The sequence below is a fragment of the Chitinophaga sp. OAE865 genome (assembly GCF_040546735.1).
Taxonomy (GTDB): domain Bacteria; phylum Bacteroidota; class Bacteroidia; order Chitinophagales; family Chitinophagaceae; genus Chitinophaga; species Chitinophaga polysaccharea_A.
This window is the reverse complement of record NZ_JBEPOF010000001.1, coordinates 640,390-659,861: the sequence shown is the minus strand read 5'-3', so window position 1 is coordinate 659,861 and position 19,472 is coordinate 640,390. Positions and strand designations below refer to the sequence as shown.

Sequence of the window (19,472 nt, the reverse complement as noted above, 5' to 3'; positions counted from 1 at the left end):
TTGAACAAGTGTTGCTCCGAATAATTTCTTAATTTTTAATGTTTTTATGAAAAAATCAATTTCCAAAGTTTTGTTAGCCGCTGTAACGACAGCGGTTATGCTGTCTTCCTGCTCCAAGACCCCTGATGAGAGCCGGTATATCCCGAAAACAGCCGGTGTGGTAGTAGATCTGAACGCTAAACAGCTGACCACCAAGCTGGTGACAAACGGTATCACTATGGATAAACTGTTTGAAGCCACACAAACCAAAGATACTGCCAACGAAATGATGAAAGCATGGAAAGACGCTGAAAACTCAGGCCTGGACCTGCAGAGCCATTTCTTTGCTTCTTTTGTATTCCAGGGCCAGCCGGCAGAGAACAAATCTTACATCAGTCTTACTGCCAGCCTGAAAGATGCCGACAAATTTGAGGCCTATCTCAAAAAGAACATCGCTAACTTCTCCCTGAAAACACAAAACGATTTCAAATATATATGGGAAGAAAAGCAACATGCCGTAATCGGGTGGAATAAATCTGCCGTTATCTATATCAGCGCAGTTAACCCGAATAAGCTGGAGAAATATGCACCAGGCGGCTCTCCTGATCCTGATTATCCTGCGGAAGAAGAACCTGTAGCAGACAGCGCTGCAGCAGCTATTCCTGCTGCCCTGGTAGCTACAGAAGACGACGCGGTGATAAAAAACTGGGTAGCTGAGGTAGACCATCTCTTCCACCTGAAGAAAGAAGAATCGGCAGGTACCATTGAGCCTTTTGCCAAGTTGCTGAAAGAAAATGCCGATGCCGGTATCTTTGTAAACCCTGAAGCTATTTATAACAGCGGCCAGTTCACCATGATCCCCGCCAATGTAAAGAAGCTGATGGAAGGCTCTTTCTACACCGGTACCGTTAACTTCGAAAACGGCAAAATCGTTTTCAACGGTCATTCTTACATGGGTAAAGAGCTGGCAGCCATCTACAAAAAATATGGTAAGAAAGAAATCGATATGGATATGCTGAAGAAGTATCCTTCCCAGAATATCACCGGTTTTATTTCCTATGCCTTTGATTTCCGTATGATCGGCGATATCGTTAAAGCCACCGGTATGGACGGCATGGTAAACCTGATGATGGGAAAATCAGGATTATCAATGGATGATGTACTGAACGCATTTGAAGGCCAGTTAATTTATGTGGCTTCCGATTTCGCTATCACCAAAAAAGAATCTCCTTATTTTCCCGGCGAATTCACAGAAAAACCGGATGCCAAATGGATCTTCAGCCTGAAAGTAGGCAATAAGGATGCTTTCAATAAAATAATGACTTCTCCTATGCTGAAAGAAGTGTTCACCAGGGAAGGAGATCATTATACCGTGGTAAACCCAATGGCGGCGGCCACTATGCCGGCAATGTCTATCACAGAAAAATATGTGACACTTGGCTCCGACAGCGCTTTGCTGCAGGAATACCTGGGTGGTAAAGGACATATCAAATTACCTGATGGCATTGAAAGCAAAGTAAAAGGCAGCATGATTGGCGGCTATGTAGACCTTGAGAAGGTGACCAGCGTGATTCCTGAAGATAAAGTAGATGAAGACGAAAAAGGAGTAGTGAAAAAAGCAAAGGACCTGCTGAAAGATGTAACCTTTGTAAGTAAAGCTGATGGCGGCGATGTGCAGCATGGAGAAGCTGTGCTGACCTTCAAAAATAAGGATCAGAACAGCCTGGTACAGCTGATCAACCTGGGCACGGAAACCGTAAAGGTAATGCAGGCAAAAAAAGCCAAAGAGAAAGCTTATGAAGACAGCGTGTTTGCAGCACCGGTAGATACCACCGTTGCACCGCAGTAAATTATAACCTTACCAGGAAAAGGGCGCCGGCATATATCCGTTGCGCCCTTTTCTTTTGCGTAAAATATATCATTTATATTCGCTACTGTTAACAGCAAATGCCATTATGCAGATTCAGCTCAGTCAGCTTATGCCCATACCGTTGCAGGATAAACTCCGGCAAAGGTCGTCGGACATCTGGAACCAGGAGGTAACTTTCCAGCCAGGCAGTTTCGTGAAGATCAAGGCGCCGTCTGGCACCGGCAAAACCACCCTGATCCATTACCTCTATCATATCCGTTACGACTATACGGGAAAAGTGCAGGTGAACGGACAACCCTGGCAGGCATATAATAAAAATGAAATAGCCGTTATGCGGCAACGGGATATCAGTATTGTATTCCAGGATCTCCGCCTTTTTGAACAGCTCAGCGCCCGGGAAAATATTTCCCTGAAACGGGTGATGGAGCCTAAGCCTTATTACCCTGCTGAAAAGATAGATGAAATGGCTGCCCGGCTCAATGTATCGCATGTGCTGGAACAAAGCGGCAAAACCCTGTCGTATGGTGAAAGACAGCGTATCGCCATCATCCGGGCGCTGATGCAACCTTTCCGCTGGCTGCTGATGGATGAGCCCTTCAGCCACCTGGATGAAGATAACACGCAACGTGCCGTTGCATTGATTGCCGATGAATGTAAAGCCCGCAATGCCGGGTTTATTTTAACAGACCTGGATAATGACCAGCACTTCCCTTACGATGTGCATTATCATCTTTAATGTTATTTCATGCGTCCATTTTTTGAATTACTGAAGAAAATTATTCAAACCGGGGTAGGAAAAACCCGGTTCCTGATGGCTGCAGTGGGTTTAGGCATAGCCATGCTGCTGATACTCATTGCTATCCAGGCGCACTCCAACTTCAGCCAGCTGTTGTACAGCAGCAAAAATCAAAATGAAACCGCCGACTTCCTCGTGATCAATAAAACCATCACCAATGCTATGATGGGGCAGTCGTCCAAAAGTATTTTTACCCCTGAAGAAATTGCCAGTATAAAAAAGCAACCGTTCGTTCAATCGTTCGGGTTAGTCACTTCCAGCCAGTATAAAGTGGTGGTGCAGGCGCCCGGTGACCTGCATTTTGCCACCGATATGTTTTTTGAAGCGGTACCGGATAGTTTCCTGGATGTGAAGGCGCAGGACTGGAAATGGAATGAGGGCGACCGCACCATTCCAATTATTTTGCCGAACGACTTCCTGAACCTTTACAATTTTGGGTTTTCCCTGAGCCAGGACCTGCCGCAGATTTCACAGGAAACGGTGAAGGCATTACCCCTGCAGGTGAATATCTCCAATAACCAGTTATCGGATCAGTATATGGGGCATATTGTGGGCTTTTCGGACCGCATCTCCTCTTTCCTTGTGCCGGCTTCTTTTATGGCCTGGGCTAATAAGAAGTATGGAATGACCACAGCTGCAGGTACCTCCCGCGTGATCATAAAAACGCCGGATCCCTCTAACCCGGCGCTGGTAAAGTTCCTGGAAGACAATGGCTATACTACCAACCAGGATAAACTGAAGTTCAGCAAAACCAGGCTCATTGTACAAACGATTGTATCGGTAGTAGGTTTTTTCGGGCTTATCTTATTGTTCTTTGCCCTGCTGGTCTTCAGCATGTTTATTCAACTTGTGATCGCTTCCTGTAAGCGGGAAATCCAGTTACTGGTGATATTGGGCACGGCGCCGAAGCAGCTGCAACGGTACCTGCTGAAGCAGTTTGTACCCCTGTATATTGTGATCGGCATTCTGTCGTTGCTGCTGGTAACCGGTCTGCAGTACTGGGCGGCAGGCGAGCTGGCCCGGCATGAAATGCAGGTAAGCACCTGGCCCGGCATTCCTGTATTTGCAGGCATTGCACTGGTGTTGGGCCTGGTGTATATTGTAAACCTCTTTACAGTGAGAAAGTATGTAAACAATATTTAACCCTGGGGGGACCTGTAAGGCACAGTAAAGGTAGATTTTCCCCTTTGTGAAATAAGCAGGTAAGGAACCCAGATGGCCATGCGCAACAGCGGCCAGAGGACAGAGTTTACACTGAAGATATCGCGGGGCTTTTCCGCTTTGAAGTAATGGTAATTCAGTGAATTATCTGCATAAATAAAAACAGTAACCATGAAATAGAAAGTGGCCAGCGCAAAAGGGAAGGTATCACGCCGGTGGAAAAACAGTACCGCCAGCAGGATGCTGTAAGCAAGAAAAAATACATTGATCATCATTTCGAGGATGAGGAAGAGTTGTACCAGTGTAATATTTCCCAGGTCCTGCCGGTCGGAAATGCTGATCCAGTAAGCGTAATCGAATACTGCCATTTTGCAGATACCGGCTATTTCGCCCATAGGAGTGAACAGTAACCCGATGGCCAGTAATACCAGGCCGCCACCTATGGGCTGTGGTTCCTGCACTTCCCCGTTGGGCGTAACCGAGTATTTATAAAAAACAAACCCCAGGCAGGCAAATCCCCCGGCAAACAGCAATGCCAGTACAATGGCGAGCCAGTTCCCTTTCCCTTCCGGATGCCGTATTATGGCAGATGCAGGATTCCAGCTAAGATCCATAGAAGTTATTTCATTCATCTTCTTCAGATCCTTTACATACTGCGGAATAAACTTTACAGGGATATGATCGCTGAAGGTTTTGAAATGATAAGACAGGATGACTTGCTGCCCTTTGGTTTCGGCGGTGTAATCGAAGGTATAGTACTCGTTTTGCAGATGCAGTGGGGTTTGGTCTAACGACCACTTAACCGGCGTGTGCAGGATGATCTGGTAGTCGAGGTCGTAAGGATAGCGGATACTAACCGGTATTTTACGTTTATCGTCCGAGATATAGGAAAGCATATCGTAGAAGGGCTGTGCGTTGGTAGTGAATACCAGTTTGCCACTGCTGCTATCCTTTTTCCAGAGATCGTGTATAAAGTAGCTTTCATTTACAAAAACGGTATTGCCGGCAGCGCTATCGCGGGTAGTGATAGAATCGTTGATGGCTACATCTCCATATAACTTTTTATAGTAGGCGAGGTATGATTTTTCTTTATCCTTCATACTGGTGCCCGCCAGCTCCGCACGCTGGGCGTCTGCATCATCGCGGTAATAGGTGGTTACCACTTCCAGCTTACCATCTTTGTTTTCATCATCTGGCAGGATGAAGGACTCGCGGACTATAATTTTGCCACGGGTAGCCGGTGCGATGGGAGTAAGCTGTGTGGTGGTATCAGTAACTACCAGTGCCTGCTGATAATCCGGTTCGCAGATATCAGCCAGGTCACCCCGCTGGTACGACATAGTGCCGTCCAGCCAATATACCTTGTTATTCAGCACAGCATGTACAATGGCGTGGTTAAAGGCGTTGGGAGAGGGAAGCATATCGGTTACGGTTCCTCTCATATCAGTATTTACGTAAGCCATACTGGCCGTGATATTGTTGGCACGGAGCATGGTGCAAAGCAAAAGGGCTTTGTCTTTACAGTCCCCGAAACGTTGTGCCAGTACCTTATCCGGGTTATTGGGACGATGCGAATATTCTCCCATTTCAATGCCCATATAACGGATATCGTCCTGCACAAACCGTAATGCCTGGAGCAGGTAACTGGCCTGATCGCCATTGGCCTGCTTTTTAAAGGCGGCGATCTTACGGGCCAGCAGCGGGCCGGGCGGAGATGTTTGGTTCACCTTCATGCCCCATTGCGCCACTTCTTTCCAGGAAGGATATTCGCTTACCTGTACATAGGTGAAGGGGTTATACCATGAGGGCACAAAGCTGGTGTTGTCGGTTTCCCTTACATCTACCTTATTCCATTCATACACGGTAAGGCCATTCCAGGATCTCTGAACTGGTGCGGCGGCATTATTATAACGTTTAAACTGCAGCTGTCTTTGAGGGCTTACGATGAGGTTTTTGTAGTAGTTCACAATAGGTTCGTAGGCCACGAAATACAGGCGGCTGTCCACTTTTCCGCTGAAGATGGGGTTATCGCCGTTGATGGAATAGGCATATTCAATCTGGTCGCCTTTCCTTACATCTTCCAGGATCAGGTAAGCAGTGTAGGTGCCACTGTAAATGAAGCGTGAAAGGTCCTGTTCTTTCTGAAGCAGTTTGAAAGCCGCGCCGGGAAGGCGGTTAATTTCTTTTCCATCGCGGTGGATCACTATTTTATGAAAACTGAGTTTTTCATATTGCGGATCATAATCTACCGAAATTTCCGATCCGTTCTGAATACCAGCTTCCGACACAATTTGCCGGATGAAGTGGTGGTAAGTGCTTTTCAGTTCCATTTGCCTTTGTTCTTCCAGTAGCAAAAGGTAATAGCCGTCGCTGATGTTTTTGGCATTGGGTTTTTTGGTAAGATCGGGCGTAAAAGGGACTAGCCACGTGGGAGCGGGGCTGGTGTTTACTTTTTGGGCGGGTGCAATGGTTTGGATTAGTATCAGCAGCAGGGATAATACTAACTTCCGTGCACGGGAACTGTTAACGTGCATAGTCATGTTGGTTGATACCCGTTTTTGTCAACCGGGTATAGGGCAATAAAACTTTTGGTAATGAATTTACGGTTGTTTTCCGATAGTTAACATATAAACTGCAAAAGATGCCAGCCAGTGCTCACCGGCGTAGCTGCCACTAAAAACCTGTTTCAGCCCGGCTTCCATGTGCGCATGGGCCAGTTGGCGGATAGCCTGCTGGTTTTTACCACCATGTTCGGCAATGGCTTCGAGGCACCAGGTGCGGCTCAGGTTTAGCCCGTCGAGGTGAACAAGTTTCCCATCGGTCCTGTCTTTTACCTGTGCCACCTTGAGAATACTTATCTTCTTTTCAAAAAGACCGGGTAAAAATGCGTATAGCCATTTGCGGTAGTCTGCTTCCGGCATTATCCTGCGCATGAGGTCTGCTTCTTCCAGGGATGGGGAGAGGAAGTCGTAACCACCGGGTTCCCATTGTACCGGGGCATTTTTATCGGCAGCGTAGAAGCGCATCGCAGCATCGTGTATGGCTTTTTTCAGGGGCTCGTCTTTGGCGGTTACCGCATAGTCCCAGGCCAGGCATAACCCGAAGGCGAGGTTGGTATGTTCTCCTACCCGGATGGGGTATAATATTTTATCGAGAAACTGGATATATGCGGCGGAGAATTGTGAGGCCAGCGGCTGCAGGTTTTGGCTCATGGTTTTTCCCAGCGGGTCGTTCCAGGTGAGCAATTCGTTTTGCAGCTGCAGGAGCCAGCTCCAGCCATAGATCCGTTCGAAGCTTTTGTTTTCGGCGCTGTTGAACAGTTGTTGTTCTGTTTTTATGTTTTCGGCAGATAGATGTGCTGCCAGTTTTGACCTGATCACCGAAGCTTTAGCCAGGTCCGGGTAGGATTTCAGGAGCCGCACCAGCATCCAGTGGCCGTGTACGCTGCTATGCCAGTCGAAACAGCCATAGAAGGCGGGGTGATAATTTTTAGGCGCAGTGAGCAATGAGCTGTCGGAGAATACGATCCCTGTTTTATAGGGAAATTCCAGGTCCAGGCATTTTAGTGGCAGCTCTGCCAGTTTATTGGCGATGTCAGGCGTTAACCTGGAGGCTGCGGGTGTATGTCCCTGGCTGGAAGAAGGTACCTGTGCGCTCATATTGAATGAGAAAAAGAGGATGATGAATAACTGGCCTGGAAATTTCACGGTGTAATGATGCTTTTATCTGTTAAACAACAATTTTACATAGAACATGGGCTTGCCCAGTTTTTTCCGGAGGTCTACCTCGTGGAACATGCATGACATGAGGTCTTTCAGCTGTTTATTGCGGGAGCCCATTTTCATCAGCATATTAAACAGCCAGGGGTATTTGATGAGTTTTTGCAGTTTAGTGCTCACCTGTAGTTCCGGTCCGAGGATGCGGTATACGTTTTCATCGTATGCGTTGAAGAAAGTATCCGAATAATCGTTGGCTGCGATAGCTGCTGCGGCTTGTTGGGCGGCAATTCTGCCGGAGTAAAGGGCGTTGCCGATGCCTTCGCCGGTGAAGGGGTCTATCAGGAAGCCTGCGTCGCCTACCAGCATATAGCGCTCTCCATGCAGCTTTCTTTTTTTGCTGCCGAGGGGTAAGCCATAACCGTCGATAGAGCCGATGAGCTCCGCGTTTTTGAAGCGTTCCTTCATTACGGGATCGGTGGCGAGGGTATCCAGCATGAGCTGTTTCAGGTTTACCTTTTTGTTACGGGCCGAGTTGCTGAGCATTCCTACGCCTACGTTGGCTTCTCCATTGGGGAGGGGAAATATCCAGATATAGCCCGGAAGCATATTTTTCAGGAAGTGGAGCTCAATAAAGTTGTCTTTATGCAGGCCGGTGATGCCTTTATAATATGCGCGGATACCTGCTACATAATGTTTCGGTTCCATTTTGATGCCGGCCACATCGCGGGTAAAGCCGGAGTGCGCGCCGTTGGCTACTATCACCACGTCGGCTTTCACCTTGAAGGAGCCATCTTTACTGGAAAGATGGTATCCATCGGGCTGCAGGTCGTATTTATCGATACTTACGCCTTCGAATAAACGGATTTCCGGACGGCGCTTTATTTCATCTACAAGGAAATTATCGAAGTCGATGCGTTTGCAAACGAATCCGCGGGGGTTGCTCATATCCTGCTGGTAGCCCATGCGGTAGGGGATATCCATCCCGATACGGTTGGGGGCCACGAAGGTAACGCCCCAGCTGTCGGCCTTAAATATAGCCTGCTGAAGGCGTAGCCCGATGCCTTTGTCGATACGTTCCAGGAGGGTGAGTACTTTTCCGCTTAGTCCGTCTCCACAAACTTTATCCCTGGGGAAAACGGCTTTATCTACTACGATACATTCAATGCCAAGCTGGGCGAGTTGCAGTGCTGCTGTGGCTCCGCCGGGCCCGGCGCCTATTATACAAACTTTTGTTTCCATTATTGATGATACTGTTACGTGGCGGTAAGATACGGAATAGTGTGGATTTAGCACCGGGGATTGGCTCCGTTAAAAATCCGCTATATTTGCGGTTCTTAAAAACACTCGAAACATGTTTGGTGATTTATTTGGAAAGCTAACACAGATCAAGCAGAAAATGCAGGAAGGCAAAGAGCGTCTGGCTACGGTAACCTTATCCGGCGAGGCCGGTGATGGCGCTGTAAAAGTAACCGTGGATGGTAACCGCCAGGTGAAAAGTATTGATATTGCAGAGCGTCTTTTTGCACCGGAGCATAAAGAAGAGCTGGAAGACCTGCTGCTTACAGCGCTGAACCGTGCGCTGAAAGAAGGAGAGAGCGCTTTTGAAGCAGAAATGAAGAACGCCGCCGGCGGAATGCTGGGAGGATTGTTGTAATATATTTCAATACAGGCGATTGCCATATGTACCATTGGTATATATGGCAATTTCAGTTTATATAAAAACTGAATGAATTCTGTCGCCGGTAAATAATATTCCGTTTCCGATGTAATAGTACCCTGTGCATGGATTTTCTTTGCAGGTACGATCAATTCCAACATGAAAGTTTTCTTCCGGCGTATTCACTTATACCTGGGCCTCACTGCCGGCCTGGTAATTACCATCAGCTGTTTAACTGGTGCCTTACTGGTATTTGAGAAGGAGCTAACGGAAGGGTTTAACCACCGCCGTTATTTTGTGGAACCCGGAGGGGCACGTTTGCAGCTCGACGAAGTGGCGGCATTGGTGAAGCAGGCCGTTCCCGGCGCAGGAATTGCCCGGGTACAGGTATTTGCAGATCCTGCCCGTACCATACAGGTGCAGTTGGAAGAGGGCAGAAAGGAGATCGCATCAGGAAAGCGCAGAAAAGGCGATACCGGGAAAGAAGGCGCCGGCCCTAAAAAAGAAAAAGGGCGTACAGCTTTCGTGAACCCTTATACCGGGGAAATAATTGAATTATACAGTTACCCGCAAACATTCTACTACAAGATATTTTCCCTTCACCGCTGGTTATTGGCAGGAGCTACAGGTAAGCTTATTACCGGCATCAGCACCCTTATATTTTTTTTCATACTGCTTACTGGCATTATTCTCTGGTGGCCTAAAACGCGCAACATTTTCCGGCAGCGGATCAAAGTGAAGTGGGATGGTAACTGGAAACGGGTAAATAATGACCTGCATATCGTGCTGGGATTTTATACTTCCATCTTTCTCTTTGTATCTGTTTTTACCGGTTTAACCTGGTCGTTTGAGTGGTTTAGCAAGGCGTTGTATAGTTCCCTGGGCGCTTCCCTCAAACCGGCGGCTGCGCCGCTATCTGCCCCGGCAGTGGACATCACTGGTAAAAGTATTTCTTATGAAACGGCACTGGCAGTGGTAAAGCATGCGGTACCGGATGCGTTGTTCTATTCCTTTACCGTACCGAAAGACAGTTCAGCGGCTTTCACAGTAAGCCTGCTGCCAGCCGGCGCTTTACATGAGGCGGCCACTACTACCTATTACCTGGACCAATTTAGCGGCAAGGTGCTGGCCTCACAAACTTTTGCGCAAAGGAACCTGGGGCAGCAGATCCGCAGCACTGTAAAGCCATTGCATACCGGGGCCATTTTTGGTACGCCTTCCAAAATATTTGCTTTGATACTCGCATTGCTGGGCGCTACATTTCCCACTACCGGTACTATTATGTGGCTGAACAGGACCATGAAGAAGAAAAGGAAAACAGCATCCCCTGCTGTCCCCGAAGCAGGAGCGGCTGCGCAGGTGGCCTGATCATGATTTCCGTTTCTGTAAATACCCTTCAGAAACGGAAGGTTTTAATCTCATTTTAATTTTACTGACGTTAACATTTTCTTTGCAAACCCTTACCCCTACTAAGTTTTAACATTCCTATACAGAATCTGGAATAGCATTTGGCATATACCTGCAAAATGATATTACCATGCGCGCTTATCCAAAACCACCTGCACCTGATCACAGAGCCATGTATTATATCGCTGTCGGCGTTATTATCATCGCTGCGCTGGCAGAGATAATACACAACAGCGTAAAATTATAAACTATGATTAATCAGTATGAAGTGCCAGCCTGTATTGAAGATACGATACCAGCACTAAGAAAAACGTTGCACCAGTTTCCGGCTATACATCATATTTACGACACCATCGGTTGTTTAACGGAATATACCGATAAGCAGCTGAGGGCGCAGAATTTCCCGGTGGCAGATAAATGTCTGCAGCTGGCAGGCCGGTTATATGAAAAGGGTAATACGGTTGTGAAAGAAGCGATTACCCGTATTTTTTTACCGGTGCTCTGCAGGGTTCCTCTTGCAGATGCCGTTAGCAGGATCCGGATGTATTCATTGATCCCGGATTCAATTTATCCACTTTATATACAACATCAACTTACCGGTAATGGAAACAGATGAGGAGATAGTCGTTCGGCTGGCAACAGCGATGGACGTTGATTTTGCCCTGCCCATTGTGGCGGAAATGGAAGCATCCGCAAAGGCCAGGGGCACAGGGATTGCAAAAAGAAATCCCGCTACAATAAAGGAAAAGATACTCGAAGGGAAAGCCGTTATAGCCTTCACGGCAGAAGGAATATGGGCAGGGTTTTCCTATATACAATCCTGGGAGAACGCCAGTTTTGTGTCTAACAGTGGTTTGATTGTGGCCCCCGCCTTTCGTGGAATGAAGGTGGCGCAGACCATCAAGCAAAAGATCTTTGAGCTGAGCCGGCTGCTTTATCCGCAGGCAAAAATATTCAGTATCACCACGGGGTTACCGGTGATGAAACTCAATACCCGGTTGGGCTTTGAGCCTGTTACCTATAATGAGATCACACATGATCCTCTTTTTTGGGAGGGGTGTAAAAGTTGCGTAAACTATCCTATCCTGGCAGGCAAAAATTACGGGAATTGTTTGTGCACTGCCATGTTGTTTCAGCCTTCAGGGAATTGAAGCAAGAGAACGACTACGGTGAAAATACAGCCAATGAATTTAAACCGGTAATGCTTTTGCATTGCCGGTTTTCAGCGTTTTTATCTGGTTAATTACCCGTTGAAGTTTACATCAATAATGAGTAGTTTATTGATTTTGCCGGCTGTTTTTTTGTATTCTCCATTCAGTCGTATGTAGTAGCGGCTGATTTCAATGTATACCGGAGGGGCAGGGAAATTATTCAGCTGGGCAACCCGGGCATAAGTGGCCGAAGATCCATATTGTTTTACATGTTGTTGTAATGCCTGTAAGGTGGTGGAGGGGAACCGGCTCCTTTCGGCGGCAGAATATCTTTTGCAGATAAAGAAGTTGCTGGCTTCGGGGGAATCATTTCCCAGGGGGAGCGGTAATGCTTCCAGTTGGCCAGTGCCTCATGCTCAACAACGGCGCTGGTTTCATAGCACTGTGATATTTTTAGTTTGTTTATTTCGCCGGTGGTAAAGGCCAGCATCTGTCCTTCAATGGTGTGGGGATGTGCCAGCCGGAAGTACAGGGTATCCGGGCGTAGCTCAAAATCATTGAGTTGGGTATCCGGTATGACCCAGTCAAGGGAAAAATAGCAATCACCGAAATGGATATACGTAGTAGAGTCGCGGCTCGCTATATATACTTCATTGGAGGCTACTTTAACTGTAGGCGCCGGCGCCGCAATAAGCTGCATGGTGTCTATCTGTACAGGCCTTTCCTTCACGGGCTTTTCGGGCCGATGACAGGCGGGTAGCAACAGCAAAGCAATTGCGGGGAGTAAAAATATTTTCATGGCATAAGGGATACTCTAAACGAATTGGCACGGGGAACAGTTACCCGTGAATCCGGAAAGCGGTTAGTCCGCGTCTACAGCGCCGGTGGTATCTACTTTCCTGTTAAGGGCTTCCCACAAAATATCTTTTAATTCACTGAGCCCCTGGTTTGTAACAGAAGAAATAAATACATGCGGCACATCTTCCGGCAGTTCTGCTGCTATGGCAGCTTTCAACTCATCGTCCAGCATATCGCTTTTACTGATGGCCAGCAGGAACTGTTTGTCCAGTAATTCGGGATTATATTGTTCCAGCTCGTTCACCAGTACTTCAAAATCCTTGCGGTGATCTGCGCTATCAGCCGGAATAAGAAATAATAATACGGCGTTTCTTTCAATATGTCGTAAAAAACGGTGGCCTAAACCTTTTCCTTCATGGGCGCCTTCGATGATGCCCGGGAGATCAGCGATGCAAAACGATTTATTGTCGCGGTATTCCACCATTCCGAGTTGGGGGGTGAGCGTAGTAAAAGCGTAGTCGGCCACTTTAGGTTTCGCTGCAGTAATGGTAGACAACAGGGTAGATTTGCCGGCATTGGGGAAACCAACAAGACCTACATCTGCCAAAACTTTTAATTCCACAATTTTCCAGCCTTCCCTGCCGGGCATTCCGGGTTGTGCGTATTCAGGGGTTTGGTTAGTAGCAGATTTGAAATAGGCATTACCTTTTCCGCCTTGTCCGCCGGGGATCCAGATGATTTCCTGTCCGTCGTGCAGGATTTCGGCTTCTATCTCGCCCGTTTCTTCGTCTTTAGCCTGTGTGCCCAGTGGCACTTCGATGATAATATCTTTACCAAAACGGCCGGTACAGTTATCGCCACTGCCATTTTCCCCGTCTTCTGCCAACAGGTTTTTGTGCCAGCGGAGGTGAAGGAGGGTCCACAGCTGTGAATTGCCTCTTAAAATAACATGTCCGCCTCTGCCGCCATCGCCGCCATCAGGGCCGGCCTGCGCATTAAATTTAGTACGCATAAAGTGCATACTGCCTGCGCCGCCTTTACCGGATTTACAAAATACACGGATATAATCTACGAAGTTCGCTTTTTCCACTAGTCTTATTTTTTAATATCCCGGGGGCCTTACCCCGGAAAAACAGAACGCAAAGATCGTGAAGTTTGAGCTAATTAGCACTATCCTGTGCCGGAAGCTCTTTACTTACAATCTTTGCGTTGTATAAAAAGATGTAAAAGTCTTTATGACAGCGGGTCCCGCTTACTGTACCTTTTCTCCCACCAGTTCATCCAGTTCTTTGGAGAGCAGTTCAAATACTTCTTCCTCGGTGCCATCGCCTTTCACTTTTTTGAATTTGCCGAATTTGGCATAGTGATCGGCCACTGGGGCGGTTTTATTATGATATTCAACGATACGGGCTTTCACCACATCTTCAGAGGCATCATCGCTGCGGCCGGAGGTCAGGCCCCGGTTCAGCAGGCGTTTAATGAGTGCGTCTTCCGGTACTTCCAGTGAAAGTACAGTGGAGATAGATGTTTTTTTCAGCGCCAGCAGTTTGTCCAGTGCCTCAGCCTGTGCCGTAGTACGGGGAAAACCGTCGAAAATAAAGCCGCGGGCATCAGGATTGGCGTCCAGTTTGGAGCTGATCATGCCAATCACCACTTCATCCGGTACCAGCAGGCCCTGATCCATAAATTTCTTGGCTTCCAGTCCCAGGGGTGTTTTATCTCCGATCTCGCTGCGAAGCAAATCGCCCGTGGAAAGATGAATTAGCCCGTACTTCTGGATAATATTAGCACTTTGTGTACCCTTGCCGCTACCGGGAGGGCCAAATAAAATGAGATTGACCATGTTTTATAAAAATCTACTTTACTCGCAAGGTTGCAAATATAAGAAACAGATGAATGTATTGGTAATTAAAATTACGATTGATTAAACTAAATGTAAATATTCTGACAAAATAGTAAACAGCATTTAATTTTTTGGCGTAATCTGTAAAATATCTTCAACAGGGTATTCTAATTTAACTAAATAGTTTGGATCTGACAAAATCATATGAACAATATTAGTAATTCTTTGATATTCAGCCTGTCAGTCTGGATTTACGCATGAATATTTGTAAGTTTATGATATGAGGAAACAATTATTGGTTGCAGGACTTACAGGACTAATGATGACGGGCAGCGCCATTTCCGCGCCCCTGGTGTTCAAGGAAAAAAAGAAGCATAAAAAGGTGGCTGCACAAAAAGTGGCGCCGGCGCAGGACAGGGCTGTACAGTGGGCCGACAGTGTGTTCCAGTCGCTTACACCCGATGAACGTATTGCCCAGCTTATTATGATCCGGGCGCATTCCAACTTAGGACAAGACCATATTAACGCTGTTATTAAAGATATCCAGGACAACAAAGTAGGAGGGGTGATCTTTTTCCAGGGAGGCCCGGTAAGGCAGGCCAATCTTACCAATTATTACCAATCAATTTCCAAAGTGCCGCTCCTGGTAGCTATTGATGGCGAGTGGGGGCTTGGCATGCGGCTCGACAGTGTTATTTCACTGCCGCGGAATATGATGATAGGCGCCATGCAGGATACTTCGCTTGCGTATGATGCCGGAAAGATCATGGGAGAGCAGTGCCGCCGGCTTGGTATCCACATTGATTTTGCGCCGGACATGGATGTGAACAACAATCCCGCTAATCCCGTGATCAACGACCGCTCGTTCGGGGAAAACAAATACCAGGTGGCCCGTATGGGCGTGGCTACTATCAGGGGAATGCAGGATGCCGGTATTATGGCCTGCGCTAAACATTTCCCGGGTCATGGCGATACCAATGTGGATTCGCACCTGGATCTGCCCACTATCAATAAAACCAGGGCCCAGCTGGATTCCCTCGAGCTGTATCCATTCCGCCAGGCCATTGCTGCCGGTGTGCAATCTGTAATGATAGGTCATCTTTATATTCCTTCCATCGACAAAAAACCAAATACACCTACTTCTATTTCCTACAATGCAGTTACAAAACTGCTGAAAGAAGAAATGGGTTTTAAAGGGTTGATTGTTACTGATGCACTGGAAATGAAAGGCATCGCGAAGTTTTATACTAACGGACAGGAATCCTTACAGTCGCTGCTGGCAGGCAACGACCTGATGATCCTTCCGTCTACCTCCGCCGGCAGTGTGGCCGCTATCAGGAAAGCCATTAAAGCGGGGAAGATCAGCCAGGAAGAAGTAGACGGACGTGTGAAAAAGGTGTTGCGCGCCAAATATAACCTCGGGCTATGGCAGCCGCAACATATCAATACCGAGCATCTGGCGGAAGATATTAACGCCAAAACAGATATACTGCGCAAACGTATTGCTGAAAATGCCATTACCCTGGTACGTAATGAGAAAAAATTAATTCCGTTTTCACCGGCTATGACCCAGCAAAAACTGGCAGTAGTAGCAGTAGGGGCCGATGCCAGCAATACTTTTACAGAAGTGGTGAAAAACTATAAGCCTGGAACCGATGCATTTATTTTTACATCGCGCCAGTCGGTTCAGCAGATTGCACCAATTGTATCCCGTATCCAGCGCGACTATCGGGCGGTTATCATCAGTCTGCATAATTACAGTCGCCGCCCTGCTGGTAATTTTGGGTTATCAATGGCGGAAAGGCTCATTATCCGACAGCTACAATCCGAGATGCCATCGGCCACTGTTGTTTTTGGCAACCCCTATGCTATCCAGTATTTCTGTGACGCGCCTCACCTGGTAGCCGCTTATGAAGACGACAGTACTACCCAACGTGCAGCGGCCGACTTGCTTTTCGGGCAACTTGGACCATCCGGCAAACTACCGGTAACTGTTTGCCCGGATCTGCCCTCCGGCACCGGCATCACTTACGAAGTGAACAAGTTTAATTTATTACCCACTGCCAGCGCTAAAGAAGCAGGGATCAATGAACAGGCTTTATTACAGATCGATGCCCTGGCAAATGATATGATTGCCCGCGGAGCTGCACCCGGCGCGCAGGTAATGGCCCTGAAAGATGGAAAGGTTATCTATAATCGTTGTTTTGGTCACTACGAATACAACAAACAGGAACCAGTAACACCCACATCTATCTACGACCTGGCCTCTGTTACTAAAGTGTGTGCCACCACTTTATCGGTGATGCGACTGTACGATGAAGGTAAACTGAACCTGGATGCTACCTTGGGTGTATACCTGCCACAGGTGCTGGGAACCGATAAAGCGGGATTGCGTATCCGTGATATCCTGCTGCACCAGGCAGGCCTGGTGGCTTTTATCCCTTTCTATAAAGAAACGCTTTACAGCAATGCAAGGCCCGATACCGTGTTGTATCATGCCATTGCAGATGCCACCCATGGTATCCGTGTGGCTAATAACATGTACATGGAGAACAGCTATGTGGATACCATGTGGCAAAGGATATTGGATAGTAAGTTATCGCCCCGCCAGGGTTATGTTTACAGCGACTGTGATTTTATTTTCCTGGGCAAGATCGTGGAAACGTTATCAGGAAAAAAGCTGAATGATTATGTGAGGGAAACGTTTTACGAGCCACTGGGACTGGCTACCACCGGTTTTTTGCCGAGGGAGCGTTTTCCGTTGTCCCAGATCGTTCCTACAGAAAGGGAGTATTCTTTCCGTATGCAGTTGTTAAGGGGAGATGTGCATGACCCCGGTGCTGCCATGTTTGGTGGTGTAGCTGGTCATGCCGGTTTATTTTCCGATGCGCATGATGTGGCGGTGATTATGCAGATGTTGCTGAACAAGGGATCTTATAATGGGGTACAGTATATAAAGCCTGAAACGGTGCAGTTGTTCACTGCTTACAACAGTAATATCAGCCGTCGGGGGCTGGGGTTCGACAAGCCCGAAAAGGATAATGCCACCCGCCGGGAGCCATATCCTGCCAGGAGCGCTTCTGCAGCTACTTTCGGGCATACCGGCTATACCGGAACCTGTGTATGGGCAGACCCAGCTTCGGGATTGGTATTTATTTTCCTGAGTAACCGGGTGTATCCCAACGGCGGTGTTAATACGAAAATATCTGCATTACATACCCGGGAGAAAATGTTTGAGGCGGTGTATGAGTCGGCACGCATGTAACGAAGATAAAACAGATAATAAAAAGAGAGGTGGTACCGTTTTTTACGGATACCACCTCTTTCATTTTTCAATTATGCGATGCGGGACTACTCGGTTACAGAAACGCTCCTGTTGATCAGGGTTTGTGTTTTTATGGCAATAGCTTTTTCCGCCAGTTTGTTTTTTCCGCTCCTGATTTCGAAGGTATAGTCGCCATCCTCGAGAGATCCGAGGTTATAACGTGCCTCAAAGCGCAGGGTAGCGGGCAGTGTTTCGCGGTGCAGCGTGTTATTGTAGTTGTCTTTTATGTAAAGGGTCAGCTTTTCGTTGGAAGGATTATCCACGGAAAGCTGGAATAACAGCTGATCTTTCTGCAATTGTGTGATATGTACATTGAAAGCTTCAATGGGAGCTGTGGGCACTGGTTTTTCTTTTGCCAGTCGCGCTGCATTATAGGCAAATGTTTTTGACTGTGCAGCAGCGTGTAAAATCGGGAAGAGGATAGTTACAAATACCAACAAAGCTACTTTGGGTGCTAAAACAACAAAACGTAAGTGTTTCATGACATTATTTTTTTAATGTGTACTTCTTTTTTTAATTAGGGCGGTATTAGCTAATACAATGGTGCCGTTTAATTTTCACGGCAAAGCTCCGACAGATGGATTAACAGAACATTACGCCTTTGTTAAAATAATGTGAGAATTTAGCCGGCTTGTTCGGCATTCATTCCCTATTTTTGCACCGTTTATGGAAGCAGTTACAATAAAAAATAACCGCCCCGTGGCCATTTGGTTATATATTGGCGTGGGCATGTTGATAGTTCAGGTGTTGCTGGGAGGAATTACCCGCTTAACCGGTTCGGGCTTATCCATTACAGAATGGCAGCCATTGCTGGGGGCATTTCCTCCTATGAATGAAGCTGCCTGGCAGAAAGCGTTCGATGGCTATAAGCAGATAGCGCAGTATAAGTATATTAATAATCACTTCACATTATCGGACTTTAAGTTTATTTTCTTCTGGGAGTGGTTGCATCGTGATTGGGCGAGGTTGATGGGATTTGTGTTTATTATCCCGTTCATCTATTTTATTATTAAGAAGAAGATTAACAGGAGTATGATCAACCCGATGATCATATTGTTTGTACTGGGTGGTTTGCAGGGGCTGATAGGATGGATTATGGTGAAGAGCGGGCTTAATGAAGAGAACCTGTATGTAAACCATATTCGCCTGGCCATTCATTTTATTTCCGCACTGTTGCTGCTGGCATATGTGTTCTGGTTTGCCCTGAAGCTCAGTGTGCACCCTGTGGAAGTACTAAAAGTGCCCGCTTTATATAAACTGAATATCTGGCTGCTGATATTATTGGTAGTGCAGCTGGTATATGGTGCTTTTATGGCCGGACTGCACACTGCACTGGTGGCGAATACCTGGCCGGATATTAATGGTTCCTGGGTGCCTGCCGGCATGTTTTCACAAGGAGGTTTTGCCACAGATATTGCGCATAATCCAATTACCATTCAATTCATACACAGGGGGCTGGCCTATCTTATTACCATTCTTATTGCCATCTGGTGGTGGAAGGCTGCACAAACACCGGCCAACAGTCTGTTACATGCTATCCGTTATCTTCCCCTGTTGCTGGTATTATTACAGGTGCTGCTGGGTGTGCTTACCCTCCTGAATAGCCAGGTGAAGATCCCTGTTAGTTACGGGATACTGCACCAGGGAGTAGGTATGTTGCTGATGTTGTCGCTGATCTGGACATTGTTCCTTAGCAGAGGGGCGGCGGAAAGTGGAAATTGATTTTTCGGCCGGAGAGGAACTCCCGCGGTCATAAATCCGTAAAT

At 47.2% G+C, this 19,472-nt stretch carries 16 protein-coding genes; 9 read left to right on the top strand and 7 right to left on the bottom strand.

Annotation, left to right across the window (positions count from 1 at the left end; genetic code table 11):
- Positions 1–46 precede the first annotated feature (46 nt).
- From ABIE50_RS02810 to ABIE50_RS02800, 3 genes are all read left to right on the top strand, one after another.
- A complete protein-coding gene (locus ABIE50_RS02810) occupies positions 47–1,828 on the top strand; it encodes a DUF4836 family protein (protein ID WP_209856176.1) in 1,782 nt (593 codons plus the stop codon).
- A gap of 106 nt (positions 1,829–1,934) precedes the next feature.
- A complete protein-coding gene (locus ABIE50_RS02805; protein ID WP_209856190.1) occupies positions 1,935–2,585 on the top strand; it encodes an ATP-binding cassette domain-containing protein in 651 nt (216 codons plus the stop codon).
- A 9-nt stretch (positions 2,586–2,594) separates the two neighbouring features.
- The gene (locus tag ABIE50_RS02800; RefSeq protein WP_209856193.1) at positions 2,595–3,788 is read left to right on the top strand and encodes a transporter; all 1,194 of its coding nucleotides are present in this window, start codon (positions 2,595–2,597) and stop codon (positions 3,786–3,788) included.
- On the opposite strand, the gene ABIE50_RS02795 is transcribed toward ABIE50_RS02800, so the two are convergent.
- From ABIE50_RS02795 to ABIE50_RS02785, 3 genes are read right to left on the bottom strand one after another with little or no spacing between them, the layout of a single operon-like run.
- A complete protein-coding gene (locus ABIE50_RS02795) occupies positions 3,785–6,346 on the bottom strand; it encodes a DUF3857 domain-containing protein (protein WP_209856196.1) in 2,562 nt (853 codons plus the stop codon). The two genes, ABIE50_RS02800 and ABIE50_RS02795, sit on opposite strands and share 4 nt — an antisense overlap.
- A gap of 60 nt (positions 6,347–6,406) precedes the next feature.
- Positions 6,407–7,513 (bottom strand): DUF2891 domain-containing protein, encoded by a 1,107-nt coding sequence (locus ABIE50_RS02790; protein WP_354027853.1) that lies wholly within the window; start codon positions 7,511–7,513, stop codon positions 6,407–6,409.
- A 15-nt stretch (positions 7,514–7,528) separates the two neighbouring features.
- Entirely contained in the window at positions 7,529–8,764 is a 1,236-nt protein-coding gene (locus ABIE50_RS02785) for an NAD(P)/FAD-dependent oxidoreductase (RefSeq protein ID WP_354027852.1), read from the bottom strand.
- A gap of 112 nt (positions 8,765–8,876) precedes the next feature.
- Here ABIE50_RS02785 and ABIE50_RS02780 point away from each other — a divergent pair, with 112 nt between their 5' ends.
- The 4 genes from ABIE50_RS02780 (at position 8,877) to ABIE50_RS02765 (ending at position 11,740) form a co-directional block, all read left to right on the top strand.
- Positions 8,877–9,179, top strand: coding sequence for a YbaB/EbfC family nucleoid-associated protein (locus ABIE50_RS02780; protein ID WP_142684610.1), 303 nt, complete (start codon positions 8,877–8,879; stop codon positions 9,177–9,179).
- A gap of 162 nt (positions 9,180–9,341) precedes the next feature.
- Positions 9,342–10,550, top strand: coding sequence for a PepSY-associated TM helix domain-containing protein (locus tag ABIE50_RS02775; protein ID WP_209856201.1), 1,209 nt, complete (start codon positions 9,342–9,344; stop codon positions 10,548–10,550).
- Positions 10,551–10,839: 289 nt separating this feature from the next.
- On the top strand, positions 10,840–11,205 hold the full coding sequence (locus ABIE50_RS02770) for a DUF7674 family protein (RefSeq protein WP_209856204.1): 366 nt from the start codon (positions 10,840–10,842) through the stop codon (positions 11,203–11,205).
- On the top strand, positions 11,192–11,740 hold the full coding sequence (locus ABIE50_RS02765; RefSeq protein WP_209856207.1) for a GNAT family N-acetyltransferase: 549 nt from the start codon (positions 11,192–11,194) through the stop codon (positions 11,738–11,740). Before ABIE50_RS02770 ends, ABIE50_RS02765 begins: the two co-directional genes overlap by 14 nt.
- Before the next feature lie 265 nt (positions 11,741–12,005).
- On the opposite strand, the gene ABIE50_RS02760 is transcribed toward ABIE50_RS02765, so the two are convergent.
- The 3 genes from ABIE50_RS02760 to ABIE50_RS02750 form a co-directional block, all read right to left on the bottom strand.
- On the bottom strand, positions 12,006–12,539 hold the full coding sequence (locus tag ABIE50_RS02760; protein ID WP_209856209.1) for a hypothetical protein: 534 nt from the start codon (positions 12,537–12,539) through the stop codon (positions 12,006–12,008).
- Between the two features lie 63 nt (positions 12,540–12,602).
- Entirely contained in the window at positions 12,603–13,628 is a 1,026-nt protein-coding gene (obgE, locus tag ABIE50_RS02755; protein ID WP_142684615.1) for a GTPase ObgE, read from the bottom strand.
- Between the two features lie 162 nt (positions 13,629–13,790).
- Complete coding sequence (locus ABIE50_RS02750; RefSeq protein WP_209856212.1) at positions 13,791–14,381, bottom strand: adenylate kinase; 591 nt, start codon at positions 14,379–14,381, stop codon at positions 13,791–13,793.
- Positions 14,382–14,661: 280 nt separating this feature from the next.
- Here ABIE50_RS02750 and ABIE50_RS02745 point away from each other — a divergent pair, with 280 nt between their 5' ends.
- On the top strand, positions 14,662–17,646 hold the full coding sequence (locus ABIE50_RS02745; RefSeq protein ID WP_209856215.1) for a serine hydrolase domain-containing protein: 2,985 nt from the start codon (positions 14,662–14,664) through the stop codon (positions 17,644–17,646).
- A gap of 86 nt (positions 17,647–17,732) precedes the next feature.
- Here ABIE50_RS02745 and ABIE50_RS02740 read toward each other — a convergent pair whose 3' ends face one another.
- Positions 17,733–18,188: a hypothetical protein gene (locus ABIE50_RS02740; protein ID WP_142684618.1), complete on the bottom strand. Its 456-nt coding sequence runs from the start codon at positions 18,186–18,188 to the stop codon at positions 17,733–17,735.
- Positions 18,189–18,405: 217 nt separating this feature from the next.
- Between ABIE50_RS02740 and ABIE50_RS02735 the strand changes: the two genes are divergently transcribed.
- On the top strand, positions 18,406–19,428 hold the full coding sequence (locus ABIE50_RS02735) for a COX15/CtaA family protein (protein ID WP_354027851.1): 1,023 nt from the start codon (positions 18,406–18,408) through the stop codon (positions 19,426–19,428).
- Positions 19,429–19,472 lie beyond the last annotated feature (44 nt).

Bases quoted from the DNA above. Each gene is read 5' to 3' on its own strand.
- ABIE50_RS02810 (WP_209856176.1), top strand. From the start codon at position 47: ATGAAAAAATCAATTTCCAAAGTTTTGTTAGCCGCTGTAACGACAGCG.
- ABIE50_RS02805 (WP_209856190.1), top strand. From the start codon at position 1,935: ATGCAGATTCAGCTCAGTCAGCTTATGCCCATACCGTTGCAGGATAAA.
- ABIE50_RS02800 (WP_209856193.1), top strand. From the start codon at position 2,595: ATGCGTCCATTTTTTGAATTACTGAAGAAAATTATTCAAACCGGGGTA.
- ABIE50_RS02795 (WP_209856196.1), bottom strand. From the start codon at position 6,346: ATGACTATGCACGTTAACAGTTCCCGTGCACGGAAGTTAGTATTATCC.
- ABIE50_RS02785 (WP_354027852.1), bottom strand. From the start codon at position 8,764: ATGGAAACAAAAGTTTGTATAATAGGCGCCGGGCCCGGCGGAGCCACA.
- ABIE50_RS02780 (WP_142684610.1), top strand. From the start codon at position 8,877: ATGTTTGGTGATTTATTTGGAAAGCTAACACAGATCAAGCAGAAAATG.
- ABIE50_RS02775 (WP_209856201.1), top strand. From the start codon at position 9,342: ATGAAAGTTTTCTTCCGGCGTATTCACTTATACCTGGGCCTCACTGCC.
- ABIE50_RS02770 (WP_209856204.1), top strand. From the start codon at position 10,840: ATGATTAATCAGTATGAAGTGCCAGCCTGTATTGAAGATACGATACCA.
- ABIE50_RS02765 (WP_209856207.1), top strand. From the start codon at position 11,192: ATGGAAACAGATGAGGAGATAGTCGTTCGGCTGGCAACAGCGATGGAC.
- ABIE50_RS02760 (WP_209856209.1), bottom strand. From the start codon at position 12,539: ATGAAAATATTTTTACTCCCCGCAATTGCTTTGCTGTTGCTACCCGCC.
- ABIE50_RS02750 (WP_209856212.1), bottom strand. From the start codon at position 14,381: ATGGTCAATCTCATTTTATTTGGCCCTCCCGGTAGCGGCAAGGGTACA.
- ABIE50_RS02745 (WP_209856215.1), top strand. From the start codon at position 14,662: ATGAGGAAACAATTATTGGTTGCAGGACTTACAGGACTAATGATGACG.
- ABIE50_RS02740 (WP_142684618.1), bottom strand. From the start codon at position 18,188: ATGAAACACTTACGTTTTGTTGTTTTAGCACCCAAAGTAGCTTTGTTG.